Raw genomic sequence first — 13092 nt, forward strand, 5'->3', positions numbered from 1 at the left:
ATGGATAGTACTATAAAACATATAGGTGTATTTACCTCTGGAGGTGATAGTCCAGGGATGAATTCAGCCTTGTACGCCATTGCAAAAACGGCTGAAGCAACTGGTATAAAAGTTAGTGGTTTTAGAAAAGGATATGAAGGATTGATAGACGGTGACTTGGTTCAATTTAAATCACACGAATTACAAAAACTGACCCAAAAGGGTGGCACAATTCTAAAGACCGCACGAAGCAAACGTTTTCTCGAACTGGAAGGTCGAAAAAAAGCCCTGCAAACCCTAAATGCAAACAAAATAGATGCCCTGATTGCCATTGGTGGCGATGGCACATTTAAAGGACTACTTACTTTTTCAGAAATATGCGACATTCCGTTTATCGGCATTCCTGGTACTATAGATAATGATATTTCAGGAACAGATTATACCCTTGGTTTTGATTCCGCAGTAAATACAGCCATTGAGAATATTGATAAAATAAAGGACACTGCGGAATCTCACAATCGGGTATTCATTGTGGAAGTAATGGGCAGGGATTCTGGCTACATCGCCATTCATTCAGGACTTACCACAGGAGCAGATGCCATTTTAATTCCCGAGAGTGGAAAGGACTTTATTTATCTATTGGATAAGGTTAAAAATTACGATAGCGAAGATGCTTTTCTTGTCGTGGTTTCAGAAGGCGATGAAATAGGTGCCGAACTTGTTTCTTCAAAAATAAAGGAAGTCAACCCCAATGTCGATTTACGAATTACAAAACTTGGGCACGTACAGCGTGGTGGAAATCCTTCTGCTTTAGATAGGATGTTGGGTATTAGGCTTGGGGTGGAAGCCGTAAAATCACTTTTACAAAGTAAAAAGAATGTAATGGTCGGGATTTTAAACAATCAATTGCACTTAACCCCTTTTAATGAAGTGGTCAAACAACATCAGGTCAATAAAGAATTGCACGAACTTTTAGAACTATTTGGAACATAAATTATGAAAACAACAATATACAGCACACATAAATTCGATAAGCCTTCCATTGAAAACGCTAATAAAGGAAAACATCAATTGAATTTTCTGGAATTTAGGCTAACAAAGGAAACCGCCTTATTGGCAGAAGGTTCAAAGGCCATAGCACTTTTCTCAAGTGACGATGCCTCTTCGGAAGTTTTGGATATTTTACACAAACTAGGCATAAAATTTATCGCATTACGTTCGGCAGGTTTCAATCACGTCGATTTAGAAAAAGCAGCTGAATTGAATATAAAAGTGGCCCGTGTCCCAGCCTATTCACCTTATGCCATTGCAGAACATACAATGGCTTTGATACTTGCATTAAACCGAAGACTGATTAAAGCCCACAATAGAGTGCGCGAACAAAACTTTTCATTAAACGGTCTCACTGGTTTTGACCTAAATGGGAAAACCGTTGGCGTGATTGGAACAGGAAAAATAGGGTCTGTACTCGTAAAAATACTTCACGGATTCGGCTGCAATATTCTTGCCCAGGATATAGAAGAAAGCAAAGACCTAATTGATAAATATGGCGTAATCTATTCAGATTGTGCGACGCTCTGTAAGCACGCAGATATAATAAGCCTGCACGTGCCATTAAAAGCTTCAACAAAACATTTAATAAATAAAGAGCATATAGCACTAATGAAATCTGGAGTAATGCTCATCAATACAAGTCGTGGTGGGTTGGTGGACACCAAGGCAGTTATCGAAGGATTGAAAACTAAAAAAATAGGGTATTTAGGACTGGATGTTTATGAGGAAGAAGAAGGATTGTTCTTTGAAGACCATTCCGATGACATTTTGCAAGACGATGTGATTGCACGCTTAATGACTTTCAACAATGTACTAATTACAAGCCATCAAGCTTTTTTAACCAAAACCGCATTGACCAATATTGCAGAAACAACCATATATAATCTGGATTGTTTTGAAAAACAAAAACCTTCTGGAAATGAAATTAGCATTAATTAATAGTTAAAAACAAATATTATGAAAAACATACTCGTACCAACAGACTTTTCAAAAAATTGCAATAAAGCAGAAGAACTCGGAATTGAAATGGCAAAGCTTTACAATTCCGAAATCCATTTTTTCCATTTGATGAAAACCCCTGTTGATTGGGTAAAACTGGATAAACAAAAAGAAAAAAGGTATCCCGAAACTTTAAAGGAAATTGGAGTCGTTAAATCAAAATTGCGGGAACTGGAAAAAAAGGCTGAGCACGAAGGTCTTAAATGTCGAACTTTTCTTCAATTTGATTCGGGACAGAAAGATATTTTAGAACATTCTGGTCATTTCCATCACGATTTTATAGTTACGGGAAGTAGTGGCACCCGAGGCGGTATACGTGAGTTAATGGGAAGCAACGTAGAAAAAATTGTTAGGAAAGCTGATGTACCGGTTGTTGTAGTCAAGGATGAAGAAGTATCCTTTCCTTTTAAGGATATCGTTTTTGTTTCAGATTTTCTTCAAGATGTAAGCGATGCATTTAAGCAGGTTATTTCGATTGCTGAAAAATGCGGTGCACATATCCATTTATTGAGGGTCAATACTCAGACCGATTTTAACAGTATAGAACAAGGGTTGAACCCCATCAATGAGTTCCTGAAAAAATTCCCGGATTTGGATAACTTCTCAATGAACGTATATAACGAACCTGACGTAGAAACAGGGATAAACAATTTTTTACGATATAAAAATGCCGATTTAATTGCAATGTGTACACACGGACGTACAGGCTTTTTAAGCTTATTCTCTAAAAGCATCGCAGAGGGTATTACCAATCACTCCGAACTACCAGTAATGACTATTAAAATGTAAAAATGAATAAATCAGTCTTAATAAAAAAATATTCTGGTGAGTATGAAGCCTTTGATGTAAACAAACTCATCAACTCCCTGCGACGTTCGCGGGCAGATGAGGATATTATTCAGGATGTAGCCCGGAAAGTACAAGAGCAGATTGAAGAAGGAATGACAACCAAAAAAATCTATCAGTTGGCTTTCAAGATGCTAAAACGAAAATCTAGGGTAAGTGCCTCAAAGTACAAGCTCAAAAAAGCTTTAATGGAACTAGGTCCAACCGGTTTTCCATTTGAAAAGTTAGTAGGCAAACTATTGGCACACGAAGGATTTTCAACACAGGTTGGTGTCATAGTTCAAGGCAATTGCGTTCAGCACGAAGTGGATGTGATAGCACAAAAAGGAAATAAACATTATATGATTGAATGTAAATACCATAGTGACCAAGGCAGGTTTTGCAATGTAAAAATCCCATTATATATCCATTCACGGTTTTTGGACGTGGAAAAGCAATGGAAACACCAAAAAGGTCACGAGGCTAAACTTCATAAAGGCGGGGTTTACACCAATACGCGTTTCACAACCGATGCCATTCAGTACGGGAAATGTGTTGGAATGCTTATGACCAGTTGGGATTATCCAAGAGGAAATGGTCTCAAGGACAGAATAGATAAATCGGGGCTACATCCCTTAACCGCTTTAACAACACTTACCAAAGCTGAAAAAACAAAATTATTGGATCAAGGCATCATACTCTGCAAGGAGCTACACGAAAATCCAGACTTTTTGGAACAAATGGGTATCAGTAAGCTAAGGCAAAATAAGATACTCGAAGATTCAAGAGAATTATGTAGATCCCATTAATTCAAATAATGAATAATTACTAATTTTTAAAAATAATACAAATGAAAACTGAAGAATTGCAAAAACAGGGCAACATAGATTTAGAACCATTTTACCAGGCATTGGAAGATGACTCAAAACTACTTGAAGAAGCCCTTGAGATATTATTGGAAATGGTTCACTTTGAACCTAAATCAGTAAAGAAATTGGCTCTTTTTATTAAAGAGGATTCTCGTAATCTATATAAAGAAATAGTGGAATTGAGCAAATCAAAACAAGATAAAGGAAATACACCTTCCTGCTGTGGTGGACTCTAAATAAATACTATAAAGATGGATAACAATAAAATAAATATTCACTTTTTAGGTGCAGCAGGTACGGTAACCGGCTCAAAATATTTAGTGGACACAGGAGATAAAAAGATACTCATAGACTGCGGACTTTTTCAAGGGCTAAAGGAATTACGCCTTAAAAACTGGGAGTACCCACCTGTTAATGTTGCTGATATTGATGCTGTTTTGCTCACCCACGGCCATATGGACCACACAGGTTATCTGCCGAGATTGGTAAAGCAAGGTTTCAAAGGGCCCATCTATGGTACCAATCCCACCTTGGACATTGCAAAAATCATTTTGAATGATAGTGCAAAAATTCAGGAACAAGAAGCAGAACGTGCCAATAAAGAAGGCTATTCCAAACATAATCCTGCTGAACCATTGTACGACCTAAAGGATGTAGAAAAAACTATCCCTCATTTTAAAGGAATTCCGCAATCACAATGGATTCCATTGTTTGATGGCATAAGGGCTCGATTTCAATATAATGGACACATTCTGGGAGCAACTTACATTGAGTTGGATGTACACAGGAAACGTTTTGTGTTTTCTGGCGATATAGGCAGAACAAACGATTTATTACTGTTTCCGCCATTAAAGCCAAAAAAGGCAGATGTATTATTTATTGAATCCACCTACGGAGGAAGATTTCATCCTGATGAAGTAGAAGCACTTCCACAGATAGAAAAATTGGTCAATGACACCATCAACAGAGGTGGCAGCCTATTTGTTCCAAGTTTTTCAGTAGAACGTGCCCAATTGATGATGCTGATTTTTTGGAAATTATTGAAAGAGAAGAAAATACCAAAAATACAAATGATAATGGACAGCCCAATGGGAGCAAGTGTATTAGAATTGTTTCATCGCACAAGAGATTGGCACAGGTTGGAAGACAACGAATGTGACGAAATGTGCTCACACTTTACAGTTGTTAGCAGTTATCGTGAAACAATGGAATTAAGAACAGATTACAAACCAAAAATCGTGATTGCAGGAAGCGGAATGCTCACAGGGGGAAGAATGCTAAACTATCTTGAAACACAGGCACAAAATCCAAATAACACCTTACTTTTTGTAGGCTATCAAGCTGAAGGCACTCGTGGCAGAAAATTATTGGAAGGTGAAAAAGAACTAAAAGTATATGGAAAATGGGTGCCGTTTAAAATGCAAGTAGTAGAAATTGAAGGGCTTTCGGCACACGCAGACCACGCAGAACTTATGGACTGGATGGATAAGATAAAAAACAAACCCGAACGTATTTTCATTGTACACGGTGAAAAAGAGAGTGCAGAAACATTGCAAAAAGGCATCAAGGAAACCTATGGGTGGGATGCAGAAATTCCGCAATTATACACCATCGAAGAAATAGAATAAATCGAAAAATCACAACAACCAATAAAATATGGACACACACTCAAACATATTAAAATATAAACATCTCGGAATCTATACCCAAAACGAAAATGTAGTGTATATGCGCGAAGATTGCCACGTCTGTATTTCAGAAGGGTTTGAGGCACTTACCCGAATAAGAATATCCAATGCAAATACATCAATCGTAGCAAGTCTTAATGTCCTGAATTCTGATATTCTGTTGCCTAATGAAATCGGACTATCAGATGCTGCTGCGAAAAAACTCAATGTTTCCCCAAACGATACATTATATGTTTCCCATTTAGAGCCTATTGAATCCTTAAGCCACGTCAGGGCAAAAATCTATAACAAAAAACTGGATTATAAGGCCTATAACAACATCATAACCGATATCGTGGAAGGCGATTATTCCAACATCCACCTTTCGGCATTTATTACTGCCTGTGCTGGCGACCGAATGGATATTGATGAAATATCCGACCTAACGAAAGCAATGATTGCTTCCGGAAAGCAACTGAACTGGAACAAGGATTTCGTGGTCGACAAACATTGTATTGGCGGATTGCCTGGCAATAGGACAACACCATTGGTAGTTGCCATTGTTGCCGCGTATGGGCTTACTATGCCAAAAACATCCTCACGGGCAATCACTTCGCCAGCAGGCACAGCAGATACAATGGAAGTACTGACCAATGTTACGCTCTCTTCCGAGGAAATAAAGACCGTAGTAGAAAAAGAAGGCGGATGTTTTGTTTGGGGCGGTACAGCGCAGTTAAGTCCTGCCGATGATGTGCTCATTAAAATTGAAAAAGCCTTGGATATTGATAGCGAAGGTCAGCTCATCGCTTCAGTACTCTCTAAAAAGGCAGCAGCTGGTTCTACTCACGTGGTCATTGATATTCCCGTGGGAGAAACCGCCAAGGTTCGCAGTACCGAAATGGCAGAAAAACTAAAAAATCATATGGAAACCGTTGGAACTGCTGTTGGGTTGAATGTAAAAGTTGTAGTTACGGATGGCACGCAGCCTGTTGGAAGAGGTATCGGTCCAACTTTAGAAGCCATAGATATATTAAAAGTTTTGAAAAATGAGGAAGATGCACCTAAAGACTTAACAGAAAGAGCATTGCTTTTAGCTACTGAACTATTAGAACTTTCTGGAAAAGTAGAAAAAGGAAAGGGACAGGAAACCGCACATAAAATTCTCAAATCTGGAAAAGCATATGAAAAATTCGTAGCCATTTGTAAGGCGCAAGGTCAATTTTCAAAACCAGTTTTAGCACCTTATAAAATTGAAATTAAAGCTGAAAAGTCAGGCGTTTTGCAACGAATTGATAACCGTAAAATTGCAAAACTGGCAAAGCTTTCTGGAGCACCACAATCTAAATCGGCAGGGATTCTTCTAAATGTGCATTTGGGAGAACAAATCGAAGAGAACCAACTGCTTTATACCATATATGCTGAATCCAAAGGTGAACTTAATTATGCCTTGGAATATGAAAACAACCATAACGACATCATAACTATAAATTAAAGAACATACTATGAAAACAATATTATTCAGTCTTCCCGGAAATGAAGAACTCACAGAACTAATGGCTACAAAAATGGATGCTGAAGTGGGTCAAGCCACATTAAGGAAATTCCCTGACGGGGAATCATACACGCGCATATTGTCTGATGTTAAAGATAAATGTGTGGTACTGGTATGCACCTTGCACGAACCGGACGAAAAACTGTTGTCACTATATTTTTTAAGCCACACAGCCAAATCATTAGGAGCTATGTGTACCTGTTTGGTAGCACCCTATTTGGCGTATATGCGGCAGGACAAAGTATTTAATGAAGGAGAAGGAGTGACTTCCGGTTTCTTCGGAAAATTGATTTCTGGTTTCGCCGATAGCATTACCACAGTTGACCCTCACTTGCACAGAATTAGTTCGTTGGGAGAAGTGTATCAAATTCCAAATAAAGTGATTCACGCTGCCGACGCAATTTCAGAATGGATTAAAGAAAATATCGAAAACCCGGTACTTATCGGACCTGATTCTGAAAGTGAACAATGGGTATCAGAAGTCGCCAAAAATGCAGGAGCACCATTTACGGTATTACAAAAGGTGCGTCACGGTGACCGTGATGTAGAAGTCTCTGTTCCCGATGTGGATATATATAAAGATGCTACACCCATTTTGGTAGATGATATTATTTCCACAGCCCGAACAATGATTGAAACCGTACAACATCTTAAAAAAGCAGGAATGAAACCACCTATTTGTGTAGGCATTCACGCCGTTTTTTCAGGAAACGCCTATCAAGATTTATTGGATTCCGGAGTAGAAAAAATAGTGACTTGTAATACCATCCCACACTCTTCAAATGGAATTGATTTAAGTGATATTATGGCAAAAGAGGTAAAAAAATTAATGCACCATATATGAGAAAACAAGGCTTTATAGTACTAATCACTTTATTCAGCATCACAATGACTGGACAAACTGAAATGCTCATTGGGCAGATTTCAGGCAGAGTTGTTATTCGGGAAAACTTTGATAAAGAAGGTGATTTTCTCAATAAACAAACTTTTGAAGCTGGAGAAACAATAAAGGAAAATGGATATTATGAAATAAAGGTAGTTACAGAATTGTTTGACAAAAACAAACAATCAACCGATAAATACACTACTACCTACCGTTGTGAGCCAGATGACGCCAATGTAATGATAATGGCTTTTCCGTTTTCCAAGCCAAAATCAAAAGAAACCGAAATTAATACCATTTCTGAAAATTTTAAAAAGCTCTACGATTTACAAAACTTGAAAGATATTAAATTGGAAATGAGTTTTGACTCGGGCTTGTTAAACTTTTTTGGTTCCAAAAGCATCATAAAAATTTATGACCGAAAATTAGAGGATGGGAAAAACACTATAAAATCAAAAATTAATATTAAAGCCTATGCCTGGGGAATTCGCATTAAGCAACTCAATTATACCGTTATCGAAAAATTAAATGAAAAAGGTTTATTGACTTTTCAGAAATTTTCAGAAGCAGATAACAGCTATTTTACAATAAACTATAAATAAAGACAGATGAAAAATTACGATACACTTTCTGAAGCCATAAACGATTTACAGGGAAATGGCTATACATATGATTTTAACCTAAAACCAGAATGTTTGGAGTGTGCCTCACTAAAAATTGAAATACACCCAGAAGATTTTAATGTTGACGAGATGCATCGTTTTGAGGGTATGAGCAGTACCGACGATAATAGTGTGCTTTATGCTATTTCATCAAAAAATGGGATTAAAGGACTTTTGGTAGATGCCTATGGCGTCTATGCCGAAAACATTTCGGAAGCTATGAGAAAAAAATTACGATAACACTTAAACAAGACAATAATGGAAAATCACGAACACCACAATCACGATGAAATGGACCATTCTAAAATGGACCATTCGAAGATGAAACACAAAAAAGAAGACCATTCTAAAATGAACCACAAAGGTGGAGACCATTCTGGCCACAATCCAGGGCACGGAGAACACGGGCACGACCATCATAAAATGATGATTGCCGATTTTAGAAAACGGTTTTGGGTAACCCTTGTACTTACTATTCCCATACTGTTCTTCTCGCCGATGATTCAGGACTTTTTTGGATATGAGTTTTTGCTTCCCGGAAATCCATATATCCTTTTTGCACTTTCCACAATCGTATATTTCTATGGTGGTTGGCCATTTTTAAAAGGATTCTGGTCTGAAATCAAAAAAGGTGCACCAGGGATGATGACCCTTATTTCTATGGCCATTACCGTGGCTTACGTTTATAGTTCGGCAACGGTGTTTGGTTTAGAAGGTGTCGATTTTTTCTGGGAACTGGCTACGCTTATTGCTATTATGCTTGTAGGTCATTGGATAGAGATGAAAAGCGTTCTAGGCGCCTCTAAGGCCTTGCAGCTGTTAGTAAGCATGATGCCTGCCGAGGCACATCGTGTTAAAGGAGACACTATTGAAGATATTCCTCTGGAAGATTTACTGAAAGATGACGTAATACTTGTAAAACCAGGTGAAAAAGTTCCTGCTGATGGGATTATAGTAGACGGTTCAAGTTACCTGAACGAATCTATGCTTACAGGCGAATCCAAACCTGTAAAAAAAGATGAAAACGATAAGGTTATTGGTGGTTCGGTAAATGGTAACAGTACCTTAAAAGTAAAGGTTGAGCATACTGGAAAAGATAGCTATCTCAACAAGGTCATCAAAATGGTCGAAGAAGCGCAAAAAACCAAATCAAAAATGCAAAACCTCTCGGATAGAGCTGCAAAATGGCTTACCTATATCGCATTAGGTATTGGTTTTGGAACATTAGCGGTATGGCTGATTTTAGGCTTTCCATTTGTCTATGCTTTAGAAAGAATGGTTACCGTTATGGTCATTGCTTGTCCACACGCATTAGGTCTTGCCATACCACTTGTGGTTGCTATTTCTACTGCTGTTTCAGCTCAAAACGGGTTATTAATTCGAAATAGGACAGCTTTTGAAGAATCCCGAAAAATATCAGCTTTATTGTTTGATAAAACGGGAACATTGACCAAAGGCGATTTTGGCGTTACTCGAATTGAGTCTGTTAGCGAAACTTATTCATCTGAAGAAATTTTAAGGCTTTCGAGTGCATTGGAACAAAGTTCGGAACATCCTATCGCCGTAGGTATTATTAAAAAAGTCAAAGAAGATAATATGACCATCCCAAAGCCTGAAAACTTTAATGCAATTACAGGTAAAGGCGTTGAGGCCAATGTAGAAGGTAAGCAAGTAAAAGTGGTTAGTCCTGGTTTTTTAAGGGATGAAAAAATCACTATTCCCGAAGACGCATACAGTGATGCCGCTGAAACAGTTGTTTTTGTCTTGATTGATGGAAAATTAGCTGGTTACATTGCTCTTGCCGATGAAATACGACCAGAATCTGCCGAAGCCATAAAAGTCTTTAAAAAGAATAATATAAAAGTTTTAATGGCTACCGGTGATAATGAAAGAACTGCCAAAGCTGTTAGCGATAAACTCGGCTTGGATGGATACTACGCCGAAGTTTTGCCACATCAAAAAGTGGAAATAGTAAAAGAATTGGAAAGTAAGGGAGAGTTTGTGGCTATGACTGGCGATGGTGTAAACGATGCGCCTGCACTTGCAAAAGCTGATGTTGGTATTGCCGTTGGTTCCGGAACAGATGTGGCTGCTGAAACTGCCGATATTATTTTGGTAAATAGCAATCCACAGGATATTGCCAATCTAATTCTATTCGGAAAAGCGACCTATAACAAAATGATTCAGAATCTAATCTGGGCTACGGGATATAATGTAGTGGCTATTCCTTTAGCAGCTGGCGTACTATATTCTTCAGGCTTTGTTTTAGGACCTGCCGTTGGAGCTGTATTTATGAGTTTGAGCACCATTATAGTGGCCATTAATGCACAATTGTTAAAAAGAAAAATCGGTAAAAAATAAATGGAAAGAAAAGAAAAACTCAACAGGATATTTTTAATCCTGTTGAGTTTATTTGCAGTGATGTTGGGCTATGGTATATTATTGCCAACCCTTCCTTACTATACCGAAAGATTAGCTTTAAAAGACAATCTTGATACCGATTTAATCAACTTCCATATTGGACTGCTTACAAGCATTTATCCATTATTTCAATTAATTTTTGTTGTGGTATGGGGAAAGCTTTCAGATAGATATGGACGTAAACCAATTATATTAATCGGTCTAATTGGGTTTGTTATAATGCAATTGCTTACTGGTCTAGCAACATCTTTGACAATGCTATATATTGCTCGAATATTTGGAGGTATTTTTACGTCTTCAGTTATTCCTGTTAGCAACGCATATTTAAGCGACATTACTTCAGAAAAACGGAGAACCAAAATAATGGCCTGGTCTGGTGTTGCTATTAGCTCTGGTGTTATTTTTGGCCCTGTCATTGGTGGCTTTCTGTCTCAAACTGACCTTCATTTAAAATATACGATAGGCCTGCTGCATTTAGACCGATTTTCAGTACCCTTTTTGTTTGCCGCTCTTCTAGGATTTATAGTCCTATTTGTAGTAGCAAAATGGCTAAAAAATATCCCTCGTGTACATACGTTCACGATACAAAAAGTGAGCTTGCGATTCACATTTACCAAATATTTTGCCGTATTACTGGTTCTGTCGTTTGTCATCCAATTTGTAGTAACGCTGTTTGAAACCGTCTTTTCAATATATGGGAAAGATGAATTAGGGTTTAACAGTAACCAAATAGGTATTGGTTTTATGCTATGTGGTTCAATAATGGCTGTTTTACAACCTTTGTTCGCTACTTACGGAGAGAAGTTTTTATCCACAAAGAAACAAATTGCATTAGGGTTGTTTATATCTGGATTATCCTTAATTGTCTTTCCCTTTTTTAAGAATGAATACTTGGTATATGTGTTAATCGTTGTTTTCGCTGCTGGAGGTGCTATGGTAACCCCAAATTTACTTTCTGCGGTCTCATTAATATCAAAGCAAAATACTGGCAGGAACATTTCTATTCAGAGCTCTACTAATAGCGTTGGTCAAATTCTAGGGCCTGTTTTAGGGACTTGGTTACTCGCAGGTGGTTTTTACTACCCTTTTATAATTGCTGGCAGCATTGTCTTGGCTGTTATTGGTTTTTTATTCTTTTTCAAAAATCCACCATAAAAAAATAAGCACATAACCATATTTATTGATAATTATGGCCGATACTTTTTATGGCCTGCACCACAGTTCAAAAATCACCCGTTGAAATCGCCCAAACCGTTATCGAAAGCTTTTACCAGAAGGACCTTTCCGCCTTAAGGCAGAATACCACAACGGAAAGTTACGAGGCCTTTGTGGCCGTTCATGATATGCTGGTGCCCTCCAAAATGGACGGCGCATCAAATTTCAAGGTTCTGGATGAAGCCGTTAACGGCGATACGGCCTGGGTGAAATTCACCACTTCATACAGCGATGAACCCGAAACCTTTAAGCTCGTAAAAGTGGATGGCAACTGGAAGGTTACCGAAAAAGGATTACGTGAAAAATCCCCGTTTTGATTTTTGGCAAATCTAACACTTGGAAGCCACCAAATTGGTTTCATAAGGAAAAGCGAACAAACTGTAATCATCATTGGTTAGCCAACGGTTTCTATCCTGTTCACGTAGAACTATGGGCATTCTTTTCTTGGTGTTGTGTATTTCGCTCATCAGCTCGTTGGCCTCGGTAGTGACTATACTATATGTCCCCAACTCCTCTCCGGTTTCGGGGTCGTTCCATAGCGAATAAATCCCCGCGAGTGCAAAAATGTCTTGGTCTTGTGGTTTTATGACGAACTTTTGTTTGGCCTTACCCTTTGGATCCAACCATTGCCATTCGTAAAACCCATCCGCCAGTACCAAACACCGTTTCTTTACAGAATTGCGATAGGACGGTTTTTCGTCAAGGGTTTCCACCTTGGCGTTCAAGGTCGCTTTTTGGATTTTTCTATCCTTTGCCCAAAACGGTATCAAGCCCCAACTATAAAATTGGATTTCGCCTGGGCTTTCATCCACGATAACAGGATAGGGCGAATGTGCAAAACCATTGATTTCTTCACTGGGTTTGTAACGCTCCTTTTCCTCAAAATAGGCATCGAACGATTTTTCTATATCCTCTAATTTGGCGTTGAGTCTGGTCCGGTAACACATAACAAAAATGTTTGTTACAA

General features: G+C 38.2%; 14 protein-coding genes. 13 read left to right on the forward strand and 1 reads right to left on the reverse strand.

Translation table 11 applies throughout. From position 1 onward, the window contains the following. From BT112_RS05665 to BT112_RS05725, 13 genes are read left to right on the forward strand one after another with little or no spacing between them, the layout of a single operon-like run. Positions 1–972, forward strand: a complete 972-nt coding sequence (locus BT112_RS05665; RefSeq protein WP_072316401.1) for an ATP-dependent 6-phosphofructokinase — start codon at positions 1–3, stop codon at positions 970–972. A 3-nt stretch (positions 973–975) separates the two neighbouring features. Then, entirely contained in the window at positions 976–1971 is a 996-nt protein-coding gene (locus tag BT112_RS05670) for a 2-hydroxyacid dehydrogenase (RefSeq protein ID WP_008616405.1), read from the forward strand. Between the two features lie 18 nt (positions 1972–1989). Continuing rightward, positions 1990–2820: a universal stress protein gene (locus BT112_RS05675; protein WP_072316402.1), complete on the forward strand. Its 831-nt coding sequence runs from the start codon at positions 1990–1992 to the stop codon at positions 2818–2820. A 2-nt stretch (positions 2821–2822) separates the two neighbouring features. Continuing rightward, positions 2823–3665, forward strand: a complete 843-nt coding sequence (locus BT112_RS05680) for an ATP cone domain-containing protein (RefSeq protein ID WP_013072812.1) — start codon at positions 2823–2825, stop codon at positions 3663–3665. A 41-nt stretch (positions 3666–3706) separates the two neighbouring features. Next, entirely contained in the window at positions 3707–3961 is a 255-nt protein-coding gene (locus tag BT112_RS05685) for a hypothetical protein (protein ID WP_013072813.1), read from the forward strand. 15 nt (positions 3962–3976) lie between these two features. Continuing rightward, complete coding sequence (locus tag BT112_RS05690) at positions 3977–5353, forward strand: MBL fold metallo-hydrolase RNA specificity domain-containing protein (RefSeq protein ID WP_072316403.1); 1377 nt, start codon at positions 3977–3979, stop codon at positions 5351–5353. Positions 5354–5381: 28 nt separating this feature from the next. Beyond that, the gene (locus BT112_RS05695; RefSeq protein WP_072316404.1) at positions 5382–6884 is read left to right on the forward strand and encodes a thymidine phosphorylase family protein; all 1503 of its coding nucleotides are present in this window, start codon (positions 5382–5384) and stop codon (positions 6882–6884) included. A 10-nt stretch (positions 6885–6894) separates the two neighbouring features. Beyond that, positions 6895–7788 carry a ribose-phosphate pyrophosphokinase gene (locus BT112_RS05700; protein ID WP_008616396.1) on the forward strand — a complete coding sequence of 298 codons (894 nt, stop codon included), beginning with the start codon at positions 6895–6897 and terminating at the stop codon, positions 7786–7788. After that, positions 7785–8429 carry a hypothetical protein gene (locus BT112_RS05705; RefSeq protein ID WP_041579017.1) on the forward strand — a complete coding sequence of 215 codons (645 nt, stop codon included), beginning with the start codon at positions 7785–7787 and terminating at the stop codon, positions 8427–8429. The genes BT112_RS05700 and BT112_RS05705 overlap by 4 nt, the downstream gene beginning before the upstream one ends. Before the next feature lie 6 nt (positions 8430–8435). Next, positions 8436–8729, forward strand: a complete 294-nt coding sequence (locus tag BT112_RS05710) for a hypothetical protein (RefSeq protein ID WP_008616393.1) — start codon at positions 8436–8438, stop codon at positions 8727–8729. Positions 8730–8747: 18 nt separating this feature from the next. After that, the gene (locus tag BT112_RS05715; RefSeq protein ID WP_027884452.1) at positions 8748–10850 is read left to right on the forward strand and encodes a copper-translocating P-type ATPase; all 2103 of its coding nucleotides are present in this window, start codon (positions 8748–8750) and stop codon (positions 10848–10850) included. Next, positions 10851–12065: an MFS transporter gene (locus tag BT112_RS05720; RefSeq protein ID WP_072316405.1), complete on the forward strand. Its 1215-nt coding sequence runs from the start codon at positions 10851–10853 to the stop codon at positions 12063–12065. 50 nt (positions 12066–12115) lie between these two features. Beyond that, positions 12116–12442 (forward strand): DUF4878 domain-containing protein, encoded by a 327-nt coding sequence (locus tag BT112_RS05725; RefSeq protein WP_072316406.1) that lies wholly within the window; start codon positions 12116–12118, stop codon positions 12440–12442. 12 nt (positions 12443–12454) lie between these two features. Here BT112_RS05725 and BT112_RS05730 read toward each other — a convergent pair whose 3' ends face one another. Then, entirely contained in the window at positions 12455–13072 is a 618-nt protein-coding gene (locus BT112_RS05730) for an SOS response-associated peptidase (protein WP_072316407.1), read from the reverse strand. Between the last annotated feature and the right edge of the window lie 20 nt (positions 13073–13092).

The sequence above is a fragment of the Sinomicrobium oceani genome (assembly GCF_900119185.1).
Lineage (GTDB): Bacteria > Bacteroidota > Bacteroidia > Flavobacteriales > Flavobacteriaceae > Sinomicrobium > Sinomicrobium oceani.

Bases quoted from the DNA above. Each gene is read 5' to 3' on its own strand.
- BT112_RS05665 (WP_072316401.1), top strand. From the start codon at position 1: ATGGATAGTACTATAAAACATATAGGTGTATTTACCTCTGGAGGTGAT.
- BT112_RS05670 (WP_008616405.1), top strand. From the start codon at position 976: ATGAAAACAACAATATACAGCACACATAAATTCGATAAGCCTTCCATT.
- BT112_RS05675 (WP_072316402.1), top strand. From the start codon at position 1,990: ATGAAAAACATACTCGTACCAACAGACTTTTCAAAAAATTGCAATAAA.
- BT112_RS05680 (WP_013072812.1), top strand. From the start codon at position 2,823: ATGAATAAATCAGTCTTAATAAAAAAATATTCTGGTGAGTATGAAGCC.
- BT112_RS05685 (WP_013072813.1), top strand. From the start codon at position 3,707: ATGAAAACTGAAGAATTGCAAAAACAGGGCAACATAGATTTAGAACCA.
- BT112_RS05690 (WP_072316403.1), top strand. From the start codon at position 3,977: ATGGATAACAATAAAATAAATATTCACTTTTTAGGTGCAGCAGGTACG.
- BT112_RS05695 (WP_072316404.1), top strand. From the start codon at position 5,382: ATGGACACACACTCAAACATATTAAAATATAAACATCTCGGAATCTAT.
- BT112_RS05700 (WP_008616396.1), top strand. From the start codon at position 6,895: ATGAAAACAATATTATTCAGTCTTCCCGGAAATGAAGAACTCACAGAA.
- BT112_RS05705 (WP_041579017.1), top strand. From the start codon at position 7,785: ATGAGAAAACAAGGCTTTATAGTACTAATCACTTTATTCAGCATCACA.
- BT112_RS05710 (WP_008616393.1), top strand. From the start codon at position 8,436: ATGAAAAATTACGATACACTTTCTGAAGCCATAAACGATTTACAGGGA.
- BT112_RS05715 (WP_027884452.1), top strand. From the start codon at position 8,748: ATGGAAAATCACGAACACCACAATCACGATGAAATGGACCATTCTAAA.
- BT112_RS05720 (WP_072316405.1), top strand. From the start codon at position 10,851: ATGGAAAGAAAAGAAAAACTCAACAGGATATTTTTAATCCTGTTGAGT.
- BT112_RS05725 (WP_072316406.1), top strand. From the start codon at position 12,116: ATGGCCTGCACCACAGTTCAAAAATCACCCGTTGAAATCGCCCAAACC.
- BT112_RS05730 (WP_072316407.1), bottom strand. From the start codon at position 13,072: ATGTGTTACCGGACCAGACTCAACGCCAAATTAGAGGATATAGAAAAA.